At 48.3% G+C, this 26,423-nt stretch carries 17 protein-coding genes, 2 tRNA genes and 3 rRNA genes; 8 read left to right on the top strand and 14 right to left on the bottom strand.

Annotated features, from left to right (window positions below; translation table 11 throughout):
* Positions 1-73 precede the first annotated feature (73 nt).
* Positions 74-1,981: a RecQ family ATP-dependent DNA helicase gene (locus tag ACFPK9_RS10465; RefSeq protein WP_377094829.1), complete on the top strand. Its 1,908-nt coding sequence runs from the start codon at positions 74-76 to the stop codon at positions 1,979-1,981.
* Between the two features lie 2 nt (positions 1,982-1,983).
* On the opposite strand, the gene ACFPK9_RS10460 is transcribed toward ACFPK9_RS10465, so the two are convergent.
* Positions 1,984-3,315, bottom strand: coding sequence for an AsmA family protein (locus ACFPK9_RS10460; RefSeq protein ID WP_377094828.1), 1,332 nt, complete (start codon positions 3,313-3,315; stop codon positions 1,984-1,986).
* A gap of 21 nt (positions 3,316-3,336) precedes the next feature.
* The gene (locus ACFPK9_RS10455) at positions 3,337-3,753 is read right to left on the bottom strand and encodes a hypothetical protein (RefSeq protein WP_377094827.1); all 417 of its coding nucleotides are present in this window, start codon (positions 3,751-3,753) and stop codon (positions 3,337-3,339) included.
* Between the two features lie 112 nt (positions 3,754-3,865).
* On the opposite strand from ACFPK9_RS10455, the gene mutS reads away from it, so the two are divergent.
* Entirely contained in the window at positions 3,866-6,352 is a 2,487-nt protein-coding gene (gene mutS / locus ACFPK9_RS10450; RefSeq protein WP_377094826.1) for a DNA mismatch repair protein MutS, read from the top strand.
* Here mutS and ACFPK9_RS10445 read toward each other — a convergent pair.
* From ACFPK9_RS10445 to ACFPK9_RS10400, 10 genes are all read right to left on the bottom strand, one after another.
* Positions 6,349-7,353, bottom strand: a complete 1,005-nt coding sequence (locus ACFPK9_RS10445) for a chorismate-binding protein (protein ID WP_377094825.1) — start codon at positions 7,351-7,353, stop codon at positions 6,349-6,351. The two genes, mutS and ACFPK9_RS10445, sit on opposite strands and share 4 nt — an antisense overlap.
* 7 nt (positions 7,354-7,360) lie before the next feature.
* Positions 7,361-8,377 (bottom strand): hypothetical protein, encoded by a 1,017-nt coding sequence (locus ACFPK9_RS10440; RefSeq protein WP_377094824.1) that lies wholly within the window; start codon positions 8,375-8,377, stop codon positions 7,361-7,363.
* Between the two features lie 46 nt (positions 8,378-8,423).
* Positions 8,424-9,257 (bottom strand): 4-(cytidine 5'-diphospho)-2-C-methyl-D-erythritol kinase, encoded by an 834-nt coding sequence (ispE, locus tag ACFPK9_RS10435; protein WP_377094823.1) that lies wholly within the window; start codon positions 9,255-9,257, stop codon positions 8,424-8,426.
* 14 nt (positions 9,258-9,271) lie between these two features.
* Entirely contained in the window at positions 9,272-9,916 is a 645-nt protein-coding gene (locus ACFPK9_RS10430; protein ID WP_377094822.1) for a laccase domain-containing protein, read from the bottom strand.
* Between the two features lie 189 nt (positions 9,917-10,105).
* Positions 10,106-10,221: ribosomal RNA gene (gene rrf, locus ACFPK9_RS10425) — 5S ribosomal RNA — on the bottom strand.
* 290 nt (positions 10,222-10,511) lie between these two features.
* Positions 10,512-13,309: ribosomal RNA gene (locus tag ACFPK9_RS10420) — 23S ribosomal RNA — on the bottom strand.
* A gap of 374 nt (positions 13,310-13,683) precedes the next feature.
* A tRNA-Ile gene (locus ACFPK9_RS10415) sits at positions 13,684-13,760 on the bottom strand.
* 13 nt (positions 13,761-13,773) lie between these two features.
* Positions 13,774-13,849: transfer RNA gene (locus tag ACFPK9_RS10410), tRNA-Ala, on the bottom strand.
* A 221-nt stretch (positions 13,850-14,070) separates the two neighbouring features.
* Positions 14,071-15,601, bottom strand: a 16S ribosomal RNA gene (locus tag ACFPK9_RS10405).
* Together the 16S, 23S and 5S rRNA genes with 2 tRNA genes alongside form the textbook arrangement of a ribosomal RNA operon.
* Positions 15,602-16,093: 492 nt before the next feature.
* On the bottom strand, positions 16,094-16,981 hold the full coding sequence (locus tag ACFPK9_RS10400) for a TIGR01777 family oxidoreductase (RefSeq protein WP_377094820.1): 888 nt from the start codon (positions 16,979-16,981) through the stop codon (positions 16,094-16,096).
* Positions 16,982-17,074: 93 nt separating this feature from the next.
* On the opposite strand from ACFPK9_RS10400, the gene ACFPK9_RS10395 reads away from it, so the two are divergent.
* Both ACFPK9_RS10395 and ACFPK9_RS10390 read left to right on the top strand, forming a co-directional pair.
* Positions 17,075-19,384 carry an LPS-assembly protein LptD gene (locus ACFPK9_RS10395; RefSeq protein WP_377094819.1) on the top strand — a complete coding sequence of 770 codons (2,310 nt, stop codon included), beginning with the start codon at positions 17,075-17,077 and terminating at the stop codon, positions 19,382-19,384.
* Between the two features lie 7 nt (positions 19,385-19,391).
* Positions 19,392-20,030: an NAD(P)H-dependent oxidoreductase gene (locus ACFPK9_RS10390; RefSeq protein ID WP_377094818.1), complete on the top strand. Its 639-nt coding sequence runs from the start codon at positions 19,392-19,394 to the stop codon at positions 20,028-20,030.
* A 77-nt stretch (positions 20,031-20,107) separates the two neighbouring features.
* Here the strand turns inward: ACFPK9_RS10390 and ACFPK9_RS10385 are convergent, their stop codons facing one another.
* Complete coding sequence (locus tag ACFPK9_RS10385; RefSeq protein ID WP_377094817.1) at positions 20,108-20,635, bottom strand: hypothetical protein; 528 nt, start codon at positions 20,633-20,635, stop codon at positions 20,108-20,110.
* Between the two features lie 14 nt (positions 20,636-20,649).
* Positions 20,650-21,429 (bottom strand): ParA family protein, encoded by a 780-nt coding sequence (locus ACFPK9_RS10380; RefSeq protein ID WP_377094816.1) that lies wholly within the window; start codon positions 21,427-21,429, stop codon positions 20,650-20,652.
* A 286-nt stretch (positions 21,430-21,715) separates the two neighbouring features.
* On the opposite strand from ACFPK9_RS10380, the gene ACFPK9_RS10375 reads away from it, so the two are divergent.
* The 4 genes from ACFPK9_RS10375 to mrdA all read left to right on the top strand — a co-directional run bounded on the left by ACFPK9_RS10375 (position 21,716) and on the right by mrdA (position 26,376).
* Positions 21,716-22,738 (top strand): rod shape-determining protein, encoded by a 1,023-nt coding sequence (locus ACFPK9_RS10375; protein ID WP_377094815.1) that lies wholly within the window; start codon positions 21,716-21,718, stop codon positions 22,736-22,738.
* A gap of 132 nt (positions 22,739-22,870) precedes the next feature.
* Entirely contained in the window at positions 22,871-23,674 is an 804-nt protein-coding gene (gene mreC, locus ACFPK9_RS10370) for a rod shape-determining protein MreC (protein WP_377094814.1), read from the top strand.
* Between the two features lie 3 nt (positions 23,675-23,677).
* Positions 23,678-24,283, top strand: coding sequence for a hypothetical protein (locus ACFPK9_RS10365; protein ID WP_377094813.1), 606 nt, complete (start codon positions 23,678-23,680; stop codon positions 24,281-24,283).
* Entirely contained in the window at positions 24,283-26,376 is a 2,094-nt protein-coding gene (mrdA, locus tag ACFPK9_RS10360; protein WP_377094812.1) for a penicillin-binding protein 2, read from the top strand. The genes ACFPK9_RS10365 and mrdA overlap by 1 nt, the downstream gene beginning before the upstream one ends.
* Positions 26,377-26,423 lie beyond the last annotated feature (47 nt).

Here is a 26,423-nt window from a genome sequence, read left to right as displayed (position 1 = left end):
ATGAAGTTTGCGGCTAGCCGACCTAACAACTTCGATTGTCGCCTTAACTTGAATCGATTTTTACTCAATCACTGTGAATGACCAGCTCGATAGCGCTCTCGCAACACACTTTGGCCACTCACATTTCCGCCCTCTCCAACGCGAAATTGTTGACAGTGTTCTACAGGGAAATCCAGCTCTCGCCATCCTCCCCACAGGAGGCGGAAAGTCCCTCACCTATCAACTTCCAGCCCTATTGTTAGACGGTCTAAGTATCGTCATTTCACCTCTTCTCTCGCTGATTGAAGACCAGACCCAAGAGCTTCAAAAAAAGGGTATTCCCGTCGAACGTTATGATTCTACACAAAGTTACGACCAAAAACAGAACGCCTTAAAACGCATTGAATCAGGAAGCGTTAAACTATTCTACACCTCACCTGAATCTCTCGTCTCACCTGAGCTTCTCAAACGTCTCAAGTCACAAAATATTGCTTTAGTCGCCATCGATGAAGCACATTGCATCTCAGAATGGGGACATTCTTTTCGCCCATCCTATCTATTTCTTCCTAAAATTATTAGATCACTCAAACCTCACTCCATTCTTGCTCTCACAGCTACGGCAACCAAGAAAACAGCCTCCGACATCAGAAAACTATTCCGCATCAAAACTGCAGAACAATTTCAAAGCTCACACTTTAGAGAGAATCTCCATTTTAAAATCACACCAGTTTCTGCCGAAACTAGAAACAACGCGCTTCTCGAATCCTTGCAAACCAAGGGCCGCCTTCCTGCGATAGTCTACGCCATGCGCCAAGAAGACTGTGAACGTATCGCTTCCTTACTCTCAGATCACGGATTCAACACACGCTCTTACCATGCTGGGCTCACGAATAAGTCTAGAGTTTCCATCCAAGATGCATTTTTGCAGGATAAAATAGATATTGTCGTAGCCACGATTGCCTTCGGCATGGGAGTAGACAAACCTAACATACGATCAGTCATCCACTACCACCTTCCAAAATCTCCTGAAGGGTGGATGCAAGAAAGCGGCAGAGCCGGACGCGATGGAGCTTCTAGCCTCTGCCAACTCTTAGCCTGTGGCGACGACCTCGTACCTCTTGAAAACTTCATCTACGCCAAAGAAATAAAACCAGCAACCCTCCAGCGCTTTCTATCCTCACTTTCCTCCCAAGGGAATTCGGTTCAAATCTCTCCCTACCAAACTCGCATCCAATACGACTTCCTAGTGAGTACCCTCGATGTCCTACTGGCAAAGTTAGAAGTACGAGGTCATCTCAAGTTCACAGGATCTGAATGGCGCTACATCCGCGCATGGCCCGTTGCTGGCAAGCAAGTTGACCTAACAACTTATCCCTTGAAAATCCAACATGCTCTAGAAAGCATATTTTCCTTGGGTAATCGTTACGACACATTCGAGACAGAATCAGAATTTGGCATCAAACCTAACAAACTCTGGACCATACTGCATGAGCTACGTGACACTGGAGACATTGTCTACAAGCCAAGTGGTTGGTTGTGGAATTACAAACTGCTTAAACCAATCAATGAAGACCTCACAAAGGTCCTCATTCTAGACCTCTCATCACAATTCAAAAATGGTCTCCACAAAGTACACGCTGTAGAACAAATCGCGACAAGCCGCCAGTGCATCCCCTCTCACTTAGCAAAGTGGTTTGGCGAGAAACTGCCTCAATCGTGTGGCCATTGTTCCTCTTGCATCAAAGAAAAGCGTCCTAGGAAACTCCCCATTTCAAACGAATCCATACTTAGTGACGAGCAACTCGAACGAATCAAAGCGCTTCTTTCTCAATCTAATAAAAGATTTCAAAATGAACAACAACTCACGCGCTTCCTTTGTGGCATACCCTCGCCCTATATCCGTCACTACTTTCTTCATCAAAAAAAAGAATTCGGTATGCTTTCATACCTCCCCTATGCTGATGTGAATGCCTATGCCAAAGCAATGGTAACTGGCGTGTAACCCTATTTTTTGAGCTTTTTGAAGAGGTAGTCCAACGCACTTTTTTTTGCGTACTCTTTAATCAACGTGTCAATATCCGGCACTTTAGTACGCATCTCTATCTTCGGAGATGAAAGCACTCCACTAGTGTGAAGACTCACTGTAAGTTTACCATTTTTGATCCAGTCAGAATGAATCTCTTCAGCTAAATTCCCTCGAATTTCTTTAGGCACCTTCCCTACCAATTGATCAATATGCCGCACCATCGAATCACTCGCTTTTTTACTCGCGCTAAAGTCAACAAAGAACTCATGAGTGTCGTCTCCAGATTCTAACCAAGAAGGCTGGTTCAATGCGACCTCCCAATCGTGAAGCAGAATGGACACATCCTCCGAGATATCCACTCGCCCACGCTGATAGCTCCCCTTCAATTTACGATTACGCCCGAAAGTAGCGCGATCAGGCAAGGTTCCAATTGACACTCCAAACTTAGATAATTTCTCACTATATTTCCAAATTTTCTGAAGGTAAGGAACTTGCGTGTTGATATGTGAATTCTCAGAAATACTGAAATCTAAACTCACTATAGGGTCAATATCCCCAGTCACCGGATCAAATAAACGAGCGATTGCTGGCCCAGCTAACCCAAGTTCTCCATATTTCAGCTTTTTACTTGGGGAATCAAACACCTCTACCTTTGAAGTGAACTGAATACTAGCTTCATTCACCTTCTCTAAGGCCTGTGGATCGACCCTAATATTTTCTAACGAAACCCCACATTCCGATCCATGAATAAACAAACCAGTCTTCTCGATCTCTAAATCAAAACTCACATTCCGGATATCAACCGAATCCAGATAAGTAACAAATTGCTTCTGCTCTTTAGCGTTAAATCCTTCAGCTTTCTCTACCTGCTTTTCAGCCTCTGCTTCTGGACTGGCAAAAAGCGGGTCTAAAGAATTCGTCCCATCTTCGAAAAGACTCGCTCTCACATGTAAGCCATCAAGATCAAAATGCTCCACATGAATTTTACGAGAAAGTAACTCCCAAAGCGAAAGCTTAAAGCTCAGAGATTTCAGTTCAACATCACCTTCTAACAACTCTAAGCGATCACCGTACGGTGTGCCGATTGCAACAATTTCATCACGTGGCACAAGAATGACATCGTTGAGACTAACCTTCGTAGGAAATGAAAATAAAGCAACATCCACCGAACCAATCTGAACGCGACTATTAATGGAACTTTCAATTTCCTTCACCAAGAAGTCCTTAGTGAGTAAAAATTTGGCCAACATCGTCACTGCAATCAGCAGAACAATGATGGCCAGAGCTATTCCTATCATCCACTTCTTCATGGATGCTAAGATACTAAACAATTAATCATCCGTATACTTTTTGTGACCTTCTTTTTTAGTCTCTTTCATCTTCTCAGTCGCCGCTTCGATTTTCGCAGCGTCACCCTCTAGATAAGCGAGCTCAAGCTCACAAAGTGCGGAATAGTTCAGACCAAGAATACGACGAGAATCCGCGAGAGCTTTTTGCTTCTCAAGACCGTCAGGCATTTCAGCTACCATACTTGCCGTGTAACTCATCGACTTCAAAATCGCCTCATGAGCCGTTCTGACAGCATCAGCTGCAGCTGTGTAGTCATCCTTTGGAATGGTCCGAAGAGATTTAAGAGACTTACTTGCAGTACTCATTGCCTTCTCCATTTCCGTATCATCTGCTGACACGTTCCCAGTGGCAGTAAATGCTGCCAAGGCAGCAACAGTCATTATTCTGTGTAAAGTCATGATCCTACCATCTGAAGAAATTCACTCCTGTCAAGGCATCTAAATCCATCACGCGAATTTATCGACTTCTCTGTTGAATCCCAGCAGACAGCTAGCCAGAATCCTCCCACACATGGCAGCTGGCAAAGAAAAGAAACTTACCCCTATGATGGCGCAATACGTTGCGATGCGTCGTTCACTCCCAGAGGATGTCGTACTTTTCTTTCGCCTCGGCGATTTCTACGAAATGTTTTTCGAAGATGCCCAACGCGCCGCTGCGACACTAAATGTTGCACTAACTAAACGACACGATGTCCCAATGTGCGGTGTCCCCCACCATGCCGCGCAAGGCTATATAGCCAAGCTCGTCAAAGCAGGCATCCGCGTGGCCATTGGCGAACAAACCTCCACCCCAATTCCCGGCAAACTCGTCGAACGCGAAATCTCCCAAATCATTTCCGCCGGCACTGTTGATGACATCAACTTGTTAGACGACACCAAGCACAACTATCTAGCATCAGTCTGTTTCGCGGACAAAAAATTCGGACTCGCATGCGCCGACCACACCACTGGTGAATTCACCGTCACAGAGTTTGTAGATAAAATGCAGTTAGAGGACGAACTCAAACGTCTCTCCCCTTCTGAAATTATAATACCCGACGACCAGCTCGCTCAATTGGGAAGCATCGCTCACTGCATGCCCTATGACGGCTACGCCTTCATTCCTGAACAAGCGCAGCACATGCTCAAAGAGCAATTCAAAGTCCAGTCTTTCGATGGCTTCGGTTGCGCTGATATGACCGCTGCCACTTCTGCTGCAGGCGCCATTCTACATTACCTGATTCACCAACTCAGACGTTCCTGTGATCATCTTCTTAAACTATCGGTTCGAGACAATGCGGACTACGTACTTATCGACTCCGCATCTCAAAGCAACCTCGACCTTGTTGAATCCCGCTCGGGAAAAAAGCACACCTTACTCCACGCACTCGATCGCACAGCTACCCCCATGGGTGCCCGTAAACTACGCGACTGGATTCTCCATCCCTTACGTGATCTAGAGCCTCTCATTGCTCGCCAAGCCTTAATTGCATCCTTCCTCGAGCAACCCTATTTACTCAATCAATGTCGCGACTCACTGAAAAAGATCAAAGATATTGAGCGCACAACTGGCCGACTTTCACAAGGCTCTGGAAATCCACGTGACCTCCAGTCCTTAGGGCTTTCTCTAGCTCAGATACCAACCCTCAAAGAAGATCTAACAGCTGTCGCCGCAAGCACTCCTCTAGCCGCTCAGCTCCTCCAGGACATTCATACTTTCGAGGACCTCGTTCAGTTGTTAGAAATAGCTCTTGTCGATGAACCGCCAGCCAAGCTATCAGATGGTGGCATCATTCGCGATGGATACAACGAAGCTCTCGACGAACTACGCTCCGCTTCACGCGATGGCAAACAATGGATTGCTAAACTTCAAGAATCAGAACGCCAACGTACAGGAATTGACACTCTCAAGATCAAGTTCAACAACGTCTTCGGTTACTTCATCGAAGTCACTAAAGCCAAAGCAGAACTCGTTCCTGAAGATTACCAACGCAAACAAACAATGGCGAACGCTGAGCGTTTCATCACTCCAGAACTCAAAGAAGTAGAAAATAAAGTACTCGGCGCAGAAGAACGATCGAAGCAGCTAGAATCTGATGAGTTTTCAAAACTGCGCTCACATGTCGCAGCTCACCTCAACGAGCTCCAACAAACTGCCGACGCACTGGCCACACTCGACGTCCTCCTAGGCCTCGCCGAAACTGCTCAACTCCACCAACACTCTCGACCTCTACTCGACGACTCTCGCAAACTTAGTATCGTCGAGGGGCGCCATCCCGTTCTTGAGCAAACTCTCGTCGACGAAAAATTTGTACCTAATGATACACTCATTGAGCAGGAAGAATCACGACTACTCATTCTCACAGGACCTAACATGGCAGGTAAATCCACCTACATCCGCCAAGTCGCACTCATCACTCTGATGGCACAAATCGGAGCCTATGTCCCAGCGGAGTCTGCACACATTGGCCTAGTCGACCGCATATTCTGCCGCGTCGGAGCCTCCGATGACATCGCCCGTGGCCAATCAACCTTTATGGTCGAGATGAATGAAACTTCACTCATCATCAACAATGCATCCGAAAAGTCCCTAGTGATCCTAGATGAAATCGGCCGAGGCACCGCAACATTCGACGGACTCTCCATCGCCTGGTCTGTAGCGGAACACCTGCACGACGTTTTAGAATCCCGCACCCTCTTTGCGACTCACTACCATGAGTTAACTGATCTTGCAAACACACGGAAAGCAGTCGAAAATTACAATGTCGCCGTCCGCGAGTGGAACGACGAAATCATCTTCCTCCGCAAAATTCTCCCCGGCTCAGCCGACAAATCCTATGGCATACAAGTAGCAAAACTAGCTGGCCTTCCCGCCACCATCGTCAATCGGGCCAAAGACATTCTCTCGCATCTCGAAATGAATTCTTCAAAACCAGACGCCCAGAAAAAACCCCGTGCGAAGAATACCAAAGCGACAATGCCAGAATCAGACACCCCCCAAATGGACCTATTTACTTAGATTCTGAAACGAGCCTTCACCGCATTACGCTTCAGCTCTAACTCCCTCCACTCATTGGTCAACCGCGAGGCCTCGATGACTCCGCAACCTGAGGGCACTTGAATTTCATTACCGCTCCAGTACACCCCGCGAATAGTGACTACAGCGTGAAATACACCATTGTCGTAAACGCCAAAAGGAGCCCCGAAATATGCGGGAGCTTCTAACTCGTTTCGCCAACGATAAAGCATTTCTAAGGTCTCCTGAGTTCGTGGATGCGGCCCCAAGGCTGGCGTCGGATGCATTTTACGAAGTAGGAAATCAATACTCTGATCTCCATACATAAAAATCTCCAAAGGCGTGTGAAAGTGTACCAGTTCACCCAAATCCATAATCCTGCGCTCACTACGCTTCACCATCCCCAAGTCCGATAAATTCGCAACTAAGGTCTGAGCCACATATTCGTGCTCACGAATTTCTTTTTCATCAAAAGCGAACACACTCCGATCACTCGCCCGTGCTGTTCCAGCTAGAGCCATAGTTTTAAATCTTCCCTTCCTCAGTTGAAACAACAACTCAGGAGTTTGGCCGCAAAAACCATTCTTCCCCTCAACCCACGCATAAGAATAAAAAGGCTTTCGATGATCCGCTAATTGCCCAAGCAAACCTCTAACCAACCCACTCTCAACGACTCCGCATTCCGTGGCTACAGGTACAGACTTCTCCAGCCCTCCTGTTTGGATCGTCTCATTGATTTCACTAAAAATTCTCGCGAAACCTCCAGCTTCAGGTGCCTGCCAGCACACATTAGGGCTTACAAAATCCTGCAGAGCATCTGCTTTCAATCGATGCACCTGCTTCGGCACCTTCCACGGCTTCGAATCTGAAAGCGCAAAATCATTTTTGTAAAATGCGACCCCGTCTCTAGGACATTGAGAAAATTCAGTAAACGGACCTTCACCCACTAACAACTCACCATCAGCTGTACTAATTAGCGCAAAGTCATCGTTGAGAAAATTCATCGTACTATTAGCCAAAAGCTTTCATGAATCCAACCTCAAGCGCCAATGGTTCACTCACATTAGTTTCTAACAAGCTCCCTAACTTTTCCAAGGACTCCATGCGTTGCAATAATGATTCCAAACTTTCAGCCTCAGCAACAGATTTTGTTATTGAAGCGTACTTCGGGTAATCCAGCTCAGTCACTCCGCATTTCTGCCGCACCACATCTCCAAGCCACGTAATCAAAACATCTAAAAATTGCGCACGCTCTAACAAGTACTCACTCTCTGTAAGCGCTTTGTAGTAGTTCTCTCTCTGTTTTAACCAGTCTCCCTCAGTTGTCTGCTTATAAGTCGTAATTTCTTCTTTCTGAGCAGCATCATTTGCCTTCGCTATTTCAGACTTGCGCCGTTCTAACACCTTTGAAAAAGCTGCCTTTAAAGTAAGCGCACGACCAACCGATCCAAAACCAACTTTGCCGATTTTCCCAAGTACTTCTAACAGCTCAATCTCGCCATCATACTCTTCGCGCTTCGCATGTGTGATCAAAGGCAACTGCACACAGCGTGAGAGAATTGTCGGCAATAATCTATCAGGAGAACTCGTGATCAATAGTAACAAGCATCGATCCGGTGGCTCTTCGAGCGTTTTTAAAAAAGCATTCTCAGCTTCCACGCCCATACGATCAGCCTCAAGGACAACTCCCACCTTCCACTTATCTTTTTCAGAAGCCTGATACATTGCTTTCTCAAGCTCACGCATCTGCTTCACAGAAATTCTACGCGACTTCATCTCTGGACGAACCACCCGAACCAAATCCCCTTCAAGCTCGTCAATACTCTGTGGCTCAGGATCTGGAGCATCACCAAATAACTCTAAGCCCGCAGTAGCGTCCTCCACTCCATTGATCAACTCGATCATCTTAGAAGCCAACCGCTCTCCACCGGCAAGCGCTTCACCTGTAATCAAAAAAGCATGACCTAAGCGCTCACGCTCATAGGCTGACTTAACCAATTCAAATGCTTTCTCTTCAGTATATGCCATTTCCTCTCACTATGCTCGTTAGAACCTATAAAATAACAACCGAAATCTAGCCGATTTTCACAGCTTCTGTCCACAAAGTAGGATCCAAGTCCTCTTTTGCACGTGCCGCTAAAACATCCGCCAAATCCGGCGATTTTAAAACAGCAATCATCGTCGAGCCTGAACCACTCATCATTGCCGCTTCCACCTCCTCCTGCTTCAATAACCACATTTTCATCTCGGCCAAGAATCGATGTTTCTGAAATACAGGGCGCTCTAAATCATTCACCATCGCACCCCACTCAAATTTCTGCGGCAAATAATCAATTCCAGAAATCTCACTCGAGTCGAACCACTCCTTATAAGCAGCAGGAGTACTCACCCCAAAACTAGGCTTCAATAAAAGCGCATTCACTTCATACGACCAATCTACCGGCTCCACAATCTCCCCTCGCCCTCTGCAATCACAAACACTGTCGTACACAAAAAATGGCACATCGCTGCCAATCTCTGCCGCCCAATCCGCCAAAACTTCCACGCTAACACCTGTCTCTTCTAACAAATTAAAAGCTCTCAACGCAGCAGCTGCATCACCACTTCCTCCACCTAACCCAGCTCCATACGGAACACTCTTCTCTAACGAAACCTCATATGCGCATGCTTTGCCAGTTTCACGTTGGAAAATACGCACCGCCCTAGTCACTAAATTCATTTCATCCAATGGCACACCCGGAACATCACAAATTAACTGGTACTTTTCAGCAGCTCTAAAAATCAATCGGTCAGCCAGACTAATCGGCGCCATCCGAGTCTCCAATCCGTGAAATCCATCATCGCGTTTCCCTAGAATTCTCAAACTAAGATTCACCTTCGCACGCGCTATTTCAATATGATCATCCATCACCTGCGCATGTTTTACGCTTCTATTCCAAAGATAGCCAGCATTCTTCCCGTCGCACCTCTCTCTACGCGATACGAATAATAACGCCCCAAATCAGAACTCGTGCATATGCCACAATCATGAAATTCAACAATGCCCAAACGCTCAGCATTCATCCGAATCTGGCATGCAAAATCAACATCATACGCTGGTGGACGAATGCACGGAGCTAAAACCCCAATCACATCCCCTGGATCTGTACCATACACCTCCTTCATCTTCCGCAACGCCTCTCCTAAAATTTCTAACTCAGTTCCCTTCTTGCCCGAATGCAAAAGACCAATCGCATTATGCTTCTTATCTAACAAATAAATCGCACCACAATCCGCAACATAAATCCCCACAGCCACACCACGTACATTCGTCACCAATCCATCCACACCGCCTATCAAGGCCCCCTCCTTAGAATCAACCACAGCCACCTCTGCACCATGAACCTGTTCCGCTCTCCAAAAATTACTCCATTCAAATCCTAAATTCCCTACCGCCTCTCGATGAAACGGCTCTAACCTCGCGATCGTTGCATCACGATCCGTATCCACCTCCACCCCTTCAACACGTCCCACAAATCCACACTTGTATCCCTCCATCGAAAGCGGCTTCAGAAACTCTTGATCCATACCCCAACTACTATCTTCCCCCCCAAAAAACACCAGCGATTAGCTTACTTATACCGCGGTGTCCTCGTGCTGCCCCCATCGTAACGTCCCCAAAGTCACCAGACTTTGCTCAATAACATGCGAAGGCATCCACTGTATCCAACCACAAAAAAGACCCGCACTTAGCGTTAGCTAAATGCGGGTCATATAACCTGGCGACGACCTACTCTCACAGGGCCTATCGCCCAACTACCATCGGCGCTAAAGTGTTTCACTTCCGGGTTCGGAACGGGACCGGGTGGTTCCACTTTGCTATGGTCACCAGAGGTCGGGCTGCTCCCTTAAGTTTGTCAGCTTGCTGTGTTCAGTTTTCAGACTGAGTCACTTGCCTGCGGCAAATTTCTTAAGTGTAGCACGACCTCTACCGGCCTTAGCTTATTAGCTTTGGTTGTGTGTAGATTGTCTACTTGGTTATTTAAAAGAGCTGCTTCATAGGAAGCGCTCTCTGACAACTGTATAGAGAAGACATAAAGTCTTTAACTGCCTGTAATGCGTTGATCACAGCTTTTTGCGTGTTTTGAATACTCTTGATTTGTTAAGCAAATTTAAAGCTTAAGGAATCAAGCCGAACGGATGATTAGTATTGGTGAGCTAAATACATTGCTGCACTTACACCCCCAACCTATCAACGTGGTGGTCTTCCACGATCCTTCAGGGAAAATTAATCTCGGGAGAAGCTTGGCGCTTAGATGCTTTCAGCGCTTATCTCGACCGCACTTAGCTACCCTGCGATGCTCTTGACAGAACAACAGGTACACCAGAGGTGCGTCAAACTCGGTCCTCTCGTACTAGAGTTTGAACCCCACAATTTTCCTACGCCCACAGAGGATAGAGGACCGAACTGTCTCGCGACGTTCTGAACCCAGCTCGCGTGCCGCTTTAATGGGCGAACAGCCCAACCCTTGGGACCTTCTCCAGCCCCAGGATGCGACGAGCCGACATCGAGGTGCCAAACCGCGCCGTCGATATGAACTCTTGGGCGCGATCAGCCTGTTATCCCTAGGGTACCTTTTATCCGTTGAGCGACGGCAATTCCACTTTCTACCGCCGGATCACTAAGGCCTACTTTCGTATCTGCTCGACTTGTTAGTCTCACAGTTAGGCTGGCTTATGCCTTTGCACTCAACACACAGTTGCCAACTGTGCTGAGCCAACCTTCGCGCTCCTCCGTTACTCTTTAGGAGGATACCGCCCCAGTAAAACTGACCGGCTGCCAGGGTCCCCCGGCCTGATTCAAGGCTCGAGGTTAGAACATTCAAAATTAAAGGGTGGTATCTCACTGATGACTCCATGATATCCTAAAACACCATTTCAACGTCTCCCACTTATGCTGAGCATTAAGATTAAATGAACACTAACAGCTTACAGTTAAGGTCCATAGGGTCTTTCCGTCCTTCTGCGGGTAGCCGGCATCTTCACCGGCGTTACAATTTCACTGAGCACCTAGTCGAGACAGCGCCCAACTCGTTGCACGATTCGTGCAGGTCGGAACTTACCCGACAAGGAATTTCGCTACCTTAGGACCGTTATAGTTACGGCCGACATTCACCAGGACTTGGACTCGAAGCTTCGCCTCAAGGGCTAACATCTCATCGTAATCTTTTGGCATTGGTCACGTGTCACATCGTATACGTCGACTTTCGTCTTAGCACAATGCTGTGTTTTTGCTAAACAGTCGGTTGGGCCATTTCACTGCGGCCCCCCTTTAACAGGGGGCACTCCTTATCCCGAAGTTACGGAGCCATTTTGCCGAGTTCCTTGACTAGGTTTCACTCTTGCGCCTTGGTATACTCTACCCACCCACCTGTGTCGGTTTGCGGTACGGGGTGCGTTTAATCGGGTTGGCTTTTCTTGGCACAACGTCCAGTAATGCGAATCGACCGTAGTCTCATCTCGGAATTCAATAACCTAGTTACTTTCTATCATGCGTCCCCTTCCCTTTGCACGTGCAGGAATATTAACCTGCTTTCCATCGCCTACGCCCTTCGGCCTCGGCTTAGGTCCCGACTAACCCTGGGATGACTAGCATTGCCCAGGAAACCTCGGGTTTACGGCGGAGCGGGATCTCACCGCTCTTATCGTTACTCATGTCTGCATACTCTCTTCTATAGTGTCCAGGTTCAGTCGCCATTCCCCTTCAACCTCTATAGAATGCTCCTCTACCACGCCGGGTCCCCGTAGGAACCCGACATCCAGAGCTTCGGTACTATACTTATCGCCAATCATTTTCGGCGCAGGATCTCTCGATGAGTAAGCTATTACGCACTTTTTAAATGGTGGCTGCTTCTAAGCCAACATCCTCACTGTCTATGAAATCCCACCTCCTTTCCACTTAGTATAGTTTAGGCACCTTAGCTGCTGATCTGGGCTGTTTCCCTTTCGACAATGAAGCTTATCCCCCACTGTCTCACTGCTGCGCTCTATTGAATGGTATTCGGAGTTTGATAGGGGTTGGTAGGCGGGTATGCCCCCTAGCCCTTTCAGTGCTCTACCCCCACTCATCAACACGCAACGCTGCACCTAAATGCATTTCGAGGAGAACCAGCTATCACGGGGTTTGATTAGCCTTTCACTCCGACCCACAGCTCATCCGAGAATTTTTCAACATTCACCGGTTCGGTCCTCCACTTAGTATCACCTAAGCTTCAACCTGGCCATGGGTAGGTCACCTCCGTTTCGGGTCTAGCACATGCAACTCATTGACGCCCTATTAGGACTTGGTTTCCCTACGCCTCCGATCCAGAAGATCTTAAGCTTGCCACATATACTAACTCGCAGACTCATTAAGCAAAAGGCACGCAGTCACTCCGAAGAGCTCCTACACCTTGTAGGCACATGGTTTCAGGTTCTATTTCACTCCCCTCACAGGGGTTCTTTTCACCTTTCCCTCACGGTACTGGTTCACTATCGGTCGCTAACGAGTATTTAGCCTTGGAGGGTGGTCCCCCCATCTTCACACACCGTTTCACGTGTGGTGTGCTACTTTCACCTAGCCAGATTAGATTTCGATTACGCGGGTTTCACGCTCTGTGCCGGAACTTTCCAATTCCTTCATCTATCTTCACTGGTCAACTAATGGTTAGGCTCTTCCGCGTTCGCTCGCCACTACTTACGGAATCTCATTTTGATTTCTTTTCCTCTGCTTACTAAGATGTTTCAATTCAGCAGGTATCGCGTATCCTTACCTATGTATTCAGTAAGGAACAATGTCATATTAATAACATTAGGTTACCCCATTCGGAAATCCCCGGGTCAATGGTTACTTGCACCTGACCGAGGCTTATCGCAGCTTATCACGTCCTTCATCGCCTGTTAGCACCAAGGCATCCACTATGTGCCCTTTCTAGCTTGATTCCTTATCTTTAAATCAAGTCGACAGCGTCCTCTTTGAAGTGTTGCTTACCCACTCCGGACTTTCTGTCTAAATTTGCCATATTCTACTAAAAATAAGCGTTAACTTATTTTTGGAAGTTTATATTTTTAGAGTATCCCAACTCGCAAAAAGCTTTCTCATTTGTGATTAATTGCATTTTTGCAGTTAGGAAAAACTTTCAATCTATTCTTTAGAATAAATTGTGTTTCTCTATACAGATGTCAAAGAACGCTGTCAGTCAGCGATGCTTTTCCACATTCTCATGGATTTGAAGAAAGACTCACTTTAAGAGTGAAATTTAGGAAGAATAGCTTGCATTCCCCTACGGTCACCCGCAGGCATTTTACAAGAAAAATGGTGGGCCAGACAGGACTTGAACCTGTGACCCCACGCTTATCAAGCGTGTGCTCTAACCAACTGAGCTACAGGCCCAAAATTGTGAAAATGGTGGAGGTTACCGGAGTCGAACCGATGACATTCTGCTTGCAAAGCAGACGCTCTACCAACTGAGCTAAACCCCCAGATCGAATTTAGAATTTCTTTCCAAATTTCACTCTTAAATATTTTGTTTCCTTCGTTGTGAAGAGAAAAAACTGAATTGTATGCTGCGGTTCGCATTGTCATTGCTGACTTTGCGGACGCTTAATTGTAACGTGCAGATCATTTCTTAACTGCAGGCAATTGATTAAGTTCATCCTAATCTTTAGCCTTCGACCTATGCCTTCCGGCATTTGCTCCATAGAAAGGAGGTGATCCAGCCGCAGGTTCCCCTACGGCTACCTTGTTACGACTTCATCCCAGTTACCAACTACACCTTAGGGCCCTGCCAATGTTGGCGCAGACACTTCGGGTGCGATCGGCTTCCATGATGTGACGGGCGGTGTGTACAAGACCCGGGAACGTATTCACGGCACCGTAGCTGATGTGCCATTACTAGCGATTCCAACTTCATGGAGGCGAGTTGCAGCCTCCAATCCGAACTGAGCCCAGTTTTGTAGATTTCCTCCACCTCGCGGTCTCGGTTCTCATTGTACTGGGCATTGTAGTACGTGTGCAGCCCTAGGCGTAAGGGCCATACTGACCTGACGTCATCCCCACCTTCCTCCCAGTTGATCTGGGCAGTCTGGCTAGAGTTCTCAACTTAATGTTAGTAACTAACCACAGGGGTTGCGCTCGTTGCCGGACTTAACCGAACATCTCACGACACGAGCTGACGACGGCCATGCAGCACCTGTGTAAGGTCCCCGAAGGGTCACAGCCTTTCAACTGCTTAGCAATACATGTCAAGCCTAGGTAAGGTTCTTCGCGTTGCATCGAATTAAGCCACATACTCCACCGCTTGTGCGGGTCCCCGTCAATTTCTTTGAGTTTTAGTCTTGCGACCGTACTCCCCAGGCGGTGCGCTTAACGCGTTAGCTCCGGCACAGATGGGGTCGAACCCACCTACACCAAGCGCACATCGTTTACTGCTAGGACTACAGGGGTATCTAATCCCTTTCGCTACCCTAGCCTTCGAGCCTCAGCGTCAGTAAATGTCCAGTAAGCTGCCTTCGCCGTTGGTCTTCCTCTCAATATCTACGCATTTCACTGCTACACTGAGAATTCCACTTACCCCTCCATTACTCTAGCGCGGCAGTATCGGATGCAGTTTCAAGGTTGAGCCTTGAGATTTCACATCTGACTTACCGCGCAGCCTACGCTCCCTTTACGCCCAGTGATTCCGAATAACGCTCGGGACCTTCGTATTACCGCGGCTGCTGGCACGAAGTTAGCCGTCCCTTCCTCTTAGCATACTATCAAACATACTAGCTATTAACTAATATGCCTTACTCTGCTATGACAGGAGTTTACGACCCTAGGGCCTTCATCCTCCACGCGGCGTTGCACCATCAGGGTTGCCCCCATTGTGAATGATTCTCGACTGCTGCCACCCGTAGGTGTCTGGACCGTGTCTCAGTTCCAGTGTTGCTGATCGTCCTCTCAGACCAACTACCCGTCGTCGCCTTGGTGAGCCTTTACCTCACCAACTAGCTGATAGGACGCGAGCCTATCTCAAAGCACTAGCCCGAAGGCCAGCTTTACTCCGAAGAGCACATGCGGTATTAAACCCAGTTTCCCAGGACTATCCCCCTCTTTGAGGCAAGTTGCTCACGCGTTACTAACCCGTCCGCCACTAAGAGATCATTAGTAAACTAAATCTCTCTTCGTTCGACTTGCATGTCTTATCCACGCCGCCAGCGTTCATTCTGAGCCAGAATCAAACTCTCCGTATATTTTTTACATCTTTCGATGGAGTGTCTTGCGACACTCACTTTAAAACGGTTGGCGTATATATTTGCGTTTAAAAATAAATACTAAATTGACAAGTGCGATTGAAAACCCGTTTAAGATCTCCAATCTTGCCTGCGTCAGATTTTCATCTACCGCAGCGCACAATTCAGTCTTTCCTCTTCCACTTAGTTAAACCTTCCAGAGCGAACTCTGCATTTTAACCAAGCCATGTAATGTGTAAAAGATCTCGTTCAGCAGGAACTACTTAACTTGTGAAACCGTGTTTCAAATCAACTTAGTTAATTCCTTGCTGCGCTCCCCTTAGTGGGTGAGGCGGGGCGCAATCTACATATTCCATGACTCCGCGCAAGCTCTTTTCGCATCTTTTTTTAAACTTTCTCCCACTCCCTCTCCACAACACCCTCTAATTACAATAATTCTGCTTATCTTCTTTTTCTAAAATCATCCTCCCACTGTCCTCACGAGCTATCTTTTTAACCTTCATTTAATTGCTTCAAGGCTGATTTTAGGTCGGGATAGCGCCATTTATAGCCAGTTTGTCTCAATTTTTCTGAGCTCACACGCTGACTAGCCAATAAGGCATCAGCAAACTCACCAAGCATCAACTTCAACCCGAAGGATGGAACTGGGAGTATCGCTGGGCGATTCAACTCACTTGCGAGAGACTTTGTAAACTCGACATTCCTCACCTGCTCTGGTGCAACCAAATTATAAGCACCACAAGCCCCCTCAATTTGAGAAAGGTGAACAATACCACCCACAATGTCATCTATATGAATCCACGGGAACCATTGCTGACCACTCCCTAACCTCCCACCCAGCCCGAGCTTAAAAATAGAAGCCATTTTCTTCCACGCAGCAGATTCTTTACCTAATACAACGCCTATTCTAATAGAAAACACCTGACACGTAGAAACCTCGATAGCCGAAGCCGCTCTCTCCCAATGCTCACAAAGCTCTGCCAAATACCCATCTGCAGTAGGACTTTCTTCAATAAGCTCAGATTCACCTCCATCTCCATAGATACCCACGGCTGATGCGTTCACCCAAGTTTTAGGACGATCTTCACTAGGTAATTGCGAGACCATTTTCGTAATCTGCTCAGTCACACCCACTCTACTTTCCCAAAACAACTTTTTATTCTCTTCTGTCCAGCGTTGATCTATCGGCTCACCAGCTAGATTTACTAGCACATCCAGACCCGACAAAGCCTCAGCTGAAAGCTTTTTCCAATTCTGCCCAGCAACCTCTCGCTCCTTCCTCGAAAAGCGAACCACCTCCCAGTCCATTGAATCATATTCACCAGCCAACTTGCCACCTAACAGGCCAGAAGCTCCAATAATGCCGACAGAGTTTTTCATACTCTCAAAATGCGCATGTGAAGGTAATTGGTCAACTGACCATTTCCCCCTTTCATCTTTACTAGTGGCTCGCGCCATCACTAAATAACACGCATGAATCGCACCGCCGCTAGTCTAGCAACCATTTTGTTGAGCATTTCTTGCTATGGACAAGACCTAGAACCCAGCGGCATCGATCTTCAACTCACTCCAGCAATGCCGAAGAGCTTACGCATCACATCTGAAAACGGTGCTGAGTACAATCACGACACCGGCCTCGTTCGCTACCAAGGAGGCGTCCAAGTATATGCTGATAACGGCATGCAACTTTTTGCCAACCAAGCGCTCCTTGACTCAAAGAAAAGCACTCTGCATCTGCGAGGGAACGTAAAAGTATATCAACACGCCACCTTGCACATAGGCAGCTCTGCCTCCTATAATTACCAAACCGAGAATCTAGACACCTCAAATCTAAAAACAGGGATAGATCCCATCCTGCTCGATTCTGAAAATTTCAAATCGCAAATGGTCGATGGCGAGATCGCCTATATTGGCACAAACTCACGTCTCACCACCCACGATAAAGAGCACCCCAATTACTGGTTGAAAGCCAAAAAAGTCGAAGTCTATCCAAATGAAGAGGTGATTTTTAGAAATCTAACTCTAAGAGCTGGCGACACACCCATCTTCTGGCTTCCATACTTAAAGCAATCACTCGACACAGGCCTAGGTTATCAATTTACCCCTGGTGTACGATCTAATTGGGGGCCCTTCTTGCTCAATCAATACAACATCATGCTAGGAGGGACTGAAAATCCAGTTAGCGGACAAAAGGAAGACCAATGGCTACTCTCCGAATGGCAATTTGACATCAGAGGTAAACGCGGCATCGGAGCAGGAGTCAATCTGATTGACATCCGCTTAGAGGACAACCCGAATTTAGGATGGCTAAATTTATATTACGCCAACGACCTTGACCCCACCATCTCTCGGAACTCGCTACCGAGAGACCCAATCAGTGATGACCGCTACGAGATCGAATTTAAATACCGCTACGATTGGTCTAATTCCGCAGACAGCGAAAATGTCATCGACGCGAACTTCACTTATTTGAGCGATCAATACTACCTTGAGGACTTCCACGAGAGCGAATACACCCTCAACCCACAGCCAGACAATATCTTAGGCTACCAACACAGGAGAGACAACCTACAAGCAGGCATCTTTGCCCGCGTGCAACTTAACGATTTTTATCAAGCTGACTCTCGTCTACCCGAAGTTTATCTAGACCACGTCAAACGCCCAATTTTCGGCACTCAAATACTTCATGAAGGCTCTAGCGCTATTGGACTCTATCGTGAAGATCTAGGTTCACCCACTAAAGAAGACTTAAGAGACGAGCTGCTCGAAACCAACTTAAGCCCTAAGCGAAGAGGCGAAATCTACGACACCTTAAAAAAGAAAGATTTTGGCAGAATCCATACTTATCAAGAACTCTCTCGTCCAATTGAGATCTCCGAAGGCTTCACAGTAACTCCTAGAGCCGGGGCTGGTTATTCCTACTACTGGAATGAAGGCGAACAAAATCAAACTCACAGCGCCCCCCATGGTCACCTAGGTTTAGACGCGGCTCTCAAAATTAGTCGCAGATACGACACGATCAAAAACCAACGTTGGGGACTCGATGAACTCCTGCACGTCATTCAGCCCTACACTAACATTTCCGTCCTAGCTACTAACGAACTGGACGAAGATCAGTCCAAAATTGACCGCCTCACCGCAACCGAGCGCCCACGCCCACTCGATGTCTCAAGATACAATGCCATTGATGATTACCGAAATTGGTCGATCGCTAGAATTGGAGCTAGAAACACCCTCCTTACCAAACGCGACGGAGGAACACACCGATGGCTCACCCTCGATTCCTACATCGATGCTTTCCTCAATGACCCTGAATTTGATCGTAGCTTCTCTAATGTTTACAATGATCTCCGTTGGAGCCCCGTTCCATGGACTCAGCTCACCCTCAACACCCAGTTTCCAGTATCAGGAGACGGTTTCACCGAACTCACCACATACTTAAACCTACTACCCACTGAAAACCTCGAGCTCGGCTTCGGCCATAGCTATCTGAGTAACCATCCTGAAATCGACGACAGCAACTTAGTGCACGCCAGAATTTTCTATCGTCTCAATCACAAATGGAGCTTTGCCACCTACCATCAATACCAACTCGATGACAGCACTCTAGAGCGCCAGGAATACTCAATTTATCGCAACTTTCAGAGCTGGACACTTGGGCTAGGAATGTTCGAGAGAGATAATCGCCTCGATAAGGAATACGGAGCACTCCTAAACATCTCACTGAATGCCCTCCCCAGCTTCAACCTCCCCTTTTCAATCGATGCCAACTCTAGCCAATAACTGAAACATGAAACCAAACGAATTACTCGACACGCTCCGATGGCGCTACGCCACAAAAGCATTTGACCCCAATAAAAAAATTCCAGCAGACGTCTGGAGCTCTATTGAAGAAAGCCTCGTCCTCACACCCTCCTCATTTGGTCTCCAACCATGGAAATTCCTCATCGTCACTAACCCCGAGATCAAAGCAAAGCTACTTCCTCATTCATGGAATCAGCAACAAATCATTGACTGCTCCCATCTCGTAGTACTCACCGCACAAGCTCCTGTAACCGGTAATGAGTTAGACGACTTCATTGACCGCACTCACGAAATTCGCGGCGGAGAAAAAGCTGATCTTCAGTTTTACCGAGACATGATGGGCGGCTTCGTTGCGAAGATGAGCGACGAACAACTTCTCACTTGGGCAAAAAACCAAGTGTACATCGCCCTTGGCCAGCTCATGACTAGTGCAGCCGCTCTCGGTGTCGACGCCTGCCCAATGGAGGGTATCTCTCCCACTGACTATGACAAGATCCTAGATCTCGAAGGCTCTGGCTATTTCACCACAGTCGTTTGCCCTTTAGGCTACCGCTCAGATGACGACAAGTACGCCAGCCTGCCAAAAGTGCGCTACGAAAAAGAACAAGTCATCCAGCACATCTAAACTGAACATAAATCCCACTCAAAATAAAGCTCCGCAGGAAACCTCGGAGCTTTATCGTCTTCTATGGAAACGCTTACTTATTGCTGCACCTGATCAGCACCGCTAATCTGTTCAACCAGAGCAGCAAATTCCTTCAACTGCTCATCCTTCAGAAGGTTTCGCGTCAACAGGCCCACTAACAAAGAGCCCCGTACTGTGTTCACCCCGATAAACTGTAAATAGTTTTTCGCGCTTACCTTCATTCGCAGACTCATTGACCTCCCAGCCTCGAGTCGACGCCCGTCAGTAGCGGCAATCACAGCAAGGTGCGTCCACTCCTCATTGGGCATCGCTGAATGCAGAATATCTCCATCGCGATCTATCACACAGAGTCCTTCACACTTCGCGTTATCGTTCAGCCACGCTGCCAGCTCGGGAAGCTCAGCTTGACGTAGCTTAGTACTCTCCACAAGACCAGCCTTCTTAGCGATCGCGCTCGCCTTAGCCAAGGCTTGGCTTGCCTTACTGCGAATCGGGTTTTTCTCAGCTTGAGCTACAGGCTTCATCAGAGCGTTCGCCAGTCGATTCAGCTCCTCCGTGTCGAGCCATGGTTTAATAGAATCCATTTCAATCAATAATGTTAGGCGTTGTCGCGACTTAATCCAAGCTTCGATTCGATCTCCAATCGCAGCCCATTAAAATTGTTTGATAATGCCTCAGCGCCCTGCAGCACACCTACTGGCACACCCTTCCCGCTTGCTTTAAGAAACAAATCATTTCTGCCAATTTCTTCCAGCATCACCAGCGCCTCAGGCAAGAGCTCCCTCAGAGAATCTGCCGCCTCGGCTGACTCTGCAAGCTCTCTCTGCACCATAGTCAGCAAGACTCCTAGAATTTTCAGCTTCGGATTCATCGCTCTCAAATCCGTCAAACCCTGCAGCATTTTAGGCACCGAACGAATACCGAGCGGCTCAGCCTGCTGCGGCACCAAGGCTGCATCAGCACAAACTAAAACATCACGCGTGATACCAAACAGTCCCGCAGCACTATCGAAAATCACTAAATCGTAACCGTCACTCTCAGCATCATCGATAAAGCACTGCACTCTCTCTGCAACACTTTCATTATAACCACCACCCAGCTCATAGCCTTCGCCCTGCCCTGATGGGACCATTGAAAAAGTCTCCATCCGAGTAGGAACTACCAAAGACTGCAAACTGCAGCCATCCTCACTTAAGTAATCAAAAAAGCCCAAGAGCTTTCGCGACTGACGGGTCAGCGATAGTCCCACTGATCCCTGAGGATCAGCATCTACCAATAACACTTTTCTGCCCGCTTTGGCGAAAGCAAAGGCTAGATTGATCGAGACAGTCGTCTTTCCGACGCCGCCTTTTTGACTAGAAATAACTATACTGGTCATTTGAGAGTTTCTCTAAAAATTTCCTAAGTTAGGAGTCTCGACTCCCAACGCTTTGTTACCTAGACAAGTAAACTGCCCCCGCTAGCAGAGAAAGGATTTTCTTCCGCTTAGAAGTATTAACTTGCCTCATCCACAATCCACTTGACCAACTGCCTCCTAGGTCAAATATTCAGCTACAGCATCGGGGACGTCCGCCCTTCCTCCCCGATTCTACAAGCAGGACACCCTGCTGGCACTCTCGACTCTTAGGTCGTGCACTTTCTAATCGATAACTTTCACAACATACATGTTTTCAAAACTTTTCAGCTGGGGGTCCAAAGACATTGGTATTGACCTCGGCACCGCCAACACCCTTGTAAACGTTAAGGATCAAGGCATTGTCCTCCGCGAACCCTCAGTAGTCGCGGTCAAAGCTGGCACCAATGTGGTCCTAGCTGTAGGCGATGACGCCAAGCGCATGCTTGGCCGTACACCTGGTGACATCGTCGCCATCCGTCCGCTCCGCGATGGAGTAATCGCCGATTTCGAAGTCACCGAAGCCATGCTTCGCCACTTCATCAACAAAGCCAACAACAAGCGCCGCTCTAATCCGCGCGTAGTCATCGCCATTCCTTCAGGCATCACCGAAGTCGAGCGCCGCGCCGTCAGAGAATCTGCCGAACAAGCAGGAGCCCGCGAAGTTTTCCTCATCGAAGAACCGATGGCAGCAGCTATTGGTGTGGGTCTGCCAGTCCAAGATGCATCCGGCAACATGATCGTCGACATCGGCGGCGGTACTACAGAAGTCGCCCTCATCTCTCTCGGCGGCATTGTTTACAGCCGTTCAGAACGTACAGCCGGAGACAAACTAGACGCCGAAATCATTTCCTACATGAAGCGCGCCTACAATCTCATGATTGGTGAACGTACTGCGGAAGAAATTAAGATCCGCCTCGGCTCTGCAGTTCCATTGCCTAAAGAAATCACCATGGAAGTCAAAGGTCGCGACCTTGTAGCTGGCCTGCCAAAAACGATCAAAATTTCTTCTGAAGAAGTTCGAGGCGCTATGGAAGACCCTCTCGCTCGCATCGTCGAAGCAGTTCGCACGACATTGGAGCGCTGCCCGCCTGAACTCGCAGCTGACCTCGTTGATCGCGGGCTCGTGCTCGCCGGTGGTGGAGCTCTTCTGAAAGGTCTCGATAAACGCCTCAAACAAGAAACCGGGCTCCCGGTTCACGTTGCAGACGACCCGCTCTCAGCTGTCGCCGAAGGTACAGGCAAAGCGCTTCAGGAAATCAACTTCCTGCGCCGTGTCACCAACATGGAATAAGCTTTTTGACAAAGCCAATCGCCTTTGCACTCTTGATTTGTGACTTTTAGACTTTTGACTCACCCGCCACAGTCTATGGTCACAAAGTCTTAAAAGATAGACGTCGCCACATTGCGACGTATTCAAAAAAGCATGAAGCCTCTGAATCTCATCACCCTTCTCTTATTCCTTGCGGGAGTCGCCTGGGCGCTCACTCGCAGTGAAGAAGGCGTGCGCCAGATTCAGCACAGCTACTACGCCGCTATCGGCCCATTTTTAAAAAGTGGCTCTTCACTGGAAACCAAAGCTCGAGCTTTCACCAATGAAGTAGAACACTCCAAAACCGTCACTGCCAAACTTGATGCGGCAGAGGCGGAACTCGTAAAACTTCGGACCGAAGCCTCGCATCTGCGAAAGCTCGAAGAAGAAAACATTCAACTGCGTGCTGCACTTAAGTTCCAGCAACGCTCCCCTTTCAGCGTCATTGCTGCAAAACTCATACGCCGCAAGCCTGCGACATGGTGGGAAACCATCACTATTGATCGTGGGCAAGAGCACCAAGTGGGCGTCCAGCTCCCGGTGCTTGCTGCAGAAGGACTCGTCGGAAAGGTAGACCGACCAGACGACGAGACCTCCACCGTGATTTTGCTGACTGATGAGAAATGCCAAGTATCTGCTAAGATCAAAGGCTCTCAAGAAGTCGGCATCCTCAGCGGCCAGCGTGCGCAACACGGAGAAGAACCCATGCTCCGTCTGCGCTACCTGTCCAAAGAGGCGAAGATTAAACCCGGCTCAAAAGTGATCACCACTGGCCGCGGCGGACTCTTCCCTGCTAACATCAACCTAGGCACTGTCGTTTCTTCAGAAGTCGGCGCCGTTGATGCAGAAGCACTGGTGAAACCTGCAGTAGACTTTGCGGCCTTAGACACCGTATTCGTCCTGTTAGGGCATCAATAACCAGTGATTAGATACCACATAAGCCTCTTTATCCTCCTGCTCGCTGCCTGCATTTTGCAGCAGTTTATGCCTGCGGTGACTGGTCTCTTCGATGCACGCATACTTGTGCTCCACCTCGTATTCCTCTGTGCCTCGGTTACTGTAGGTTTCTCACCCATGCTCATGCTAGCCTTCGTCGGCGGCTTCCTCTGGGATGCTAATAACACCCTCGGACCACAAGGAGGTGACCCAGATATTTACCTCCACCAAACCGACTCGTTGCGCTTCGGCTACTCCATTCTACTCTTCGGTCTCATGGGTGTGATCATGCAGGGAGTTCAACCGCTTTTCCGCAAAGGCATCTGGCAAATTTCTGCCATCATCTCAGGCATCGCTATCTTTCTCTATCTACTTATCGAGTACTTACTCATCAATTTCGTCCGTGGCGAATGGAGCTTCCCCAGTAAAGTGCTCTATCAAATCTGGATCACCGCCACCCTCACCATGTTCTGCTCTCCAGTCATCTTCTGGATTCTTTTCAAACTCGCCAAAGTTTTCGACTACACCATCCGCTACGACGGCCTCAACCGTCGTTACTTCACCCCTGAAGCCTACAAACTAGAAAGTTAATGACTAGCTCACGTTTCAGATTCCGAATCTACATCCTCACCGGCATCGTACTGGCTGGGGCTGGTGTCTTGTTGACCTCTCTCTACGATTTTCAGATCGAGCGCCAAGACGAATTCCGCAAGCTCGTTCCTACCAACTACGAAGTGAAAATCCGCGAACCTGGAGTCCGCGGCGAAATTACAGACCGCACCGGACTGGTTCTCGCCAAAAACAACCGGAACTACCAACTCGTTTTCAACATTAAAGAAATCCACAAAGACTTCCTTAACCATTGGTATGAACAACATAAGGGAGAAAAAGATGCAGAGCCTCCCGGCATCATTGATATCATCAACAGTTGGGTTCGCCCTCGTCTTGCCAAACAGCGACTCGACACCACCTACAGCGCACGTGCGCTCGAAGCGCATTACAAGACCCACGGCGGCCTCGTCCCCTTTGTTTTCCGGGACGACCTCAGTTACGATCAGTTTGCCCATTTTGCCGAGCATTCACTAGAGCTGCCAGGCGTCTACGTCACCGTCTCACCTCGACGCGAATACCCCTACGGCTCGCTCGCATCACACGTTCTTGGCTATTTAAAACAATGGGAAAAGGGCGATGTCCCGCCAGACTTCAAGCACTACACCGGCGACCCGAAAGGCATTTCTGGGGTCGAAGCCACCATGAATCAATACCTCGTTGGTACTGAAGGAATCAGAACCGTTCTCAAAAATGAAAAAGGCCAAAACCTGCGAGTCGTCGACTACATCAAGCCGGCTCAAGGCTCAAAAGTCGAACTCACTCTAGATTCTAAAATCCAATACCTCACTGAAACCGTCCTCCGTCGCGCAGGACGAGCAGCAGCTGTTGTGATGGATCCCAGAACTGGCGAAGTCCTCTCCATGGCATCCGTACCAGACTTTAATCCAAACGACTTCATCCCCAATATCACCTCTAGCAAGTACGCGGCGTACCGTGAAAACAAGTCAGCGCCCTTTCTCAACCGAGCCATCAGTACTTTCCCTCCTGGCTCCACCTTTAAAATTCCCGCTGCTATTGCTGGCTCCAAAAACGGTCTTCACGGAATGCACTGTGATTGCGTTGGTCACACGTCCTACGGCAAAGCAAAAATTCGTTGCTGGAAACAATGGGGCCATGGCGTCCTCGCACTCGAAGAAGCGATCCAGCGTTCCTGCAATCCCTACTTCATGAAAATAGCCAACACCCTTGGCACTGAAAAAATGGTCGAAGAATACGCGTTGCTCGGCATCGGTAAGCCCACTGGCGTGCGACTTCCAAAAGAAGCTCCAGGAATCCTCCCTGGCTCAGTCGATTGGCAGCGACGCTACCGAAACAAAGTCATGACTCCAGCCCTCACTGGCATGCTCTCCATCGGCCAAGGCGATTCCGAAGCCACTCCGCTACAAATGGCAAGCATCGTCAGCGCCGTCGCCAATGGCGGCAAACTCTACCAACCACGCATCATCAGAAAAGTCAGCCACCCAGACCTTGGCATTCAAATCTCTAATCGCCCAAAACTCAAAGCGGACCTCATCCTCGACGGACTCAATCCCGATCACCTTCAATCGATCCGCGAAGGCATGCGCCGCGCCGCTCACCAAACCGGCGGCACCGCCAGCCGTGCTGTCCCCAAAGGCATTACCATAGGAGCCAAAACAGGAACCGCACAAACCTACGATCTCGGAATCAAAACCCACGTCGCGTGGACTGTCGCCTTCGCCCCCTATGACGATCCACGCTACGCAGTCGTCGTCGCCGTCAAACGCGGAGGAAGTGGCGGCAAGGTCGCAGGACCACTCGTAAAACTCATTCTCACAGGGCTCTTTGCACAAGAAGAAGGCCACTCATTGCCATTGAAAAAACAGATCCCCTACGAAGGAAATACCAATCTCATCTCAGAAATATCACTCCCGGAGGACAACCACCTCGATGCCACTTTTGCCGCCAATGGTGAAACTGGCGACGAAGCATCCTCCATCGTCATCATTCATCCAGAACCAGAAGAAATAGAACAACTCCCAGCTCCAAGCATTCGCGCAGAAGTCGACCAACGCGGCTCTGTCCCGCCTCGCGCCATTTTAATCCAAGAATAATTTTATCTTAACCCTATGAAGAAACATAAACTTTGGGCTACTCAGCC

The organism is Rubritalea spongiae, from assembly GCF_042652385.1.
Lineage (GTDB): Bacteria > Verrucomicrobiota > Verrucomicrobiia > Verrucomicrobiales > Akkermansiaceae > Rubritalea > Rubritalea spongiae.
This window is presented reverse-complemented; position numbering and strand designations above follow the sequence as displayed.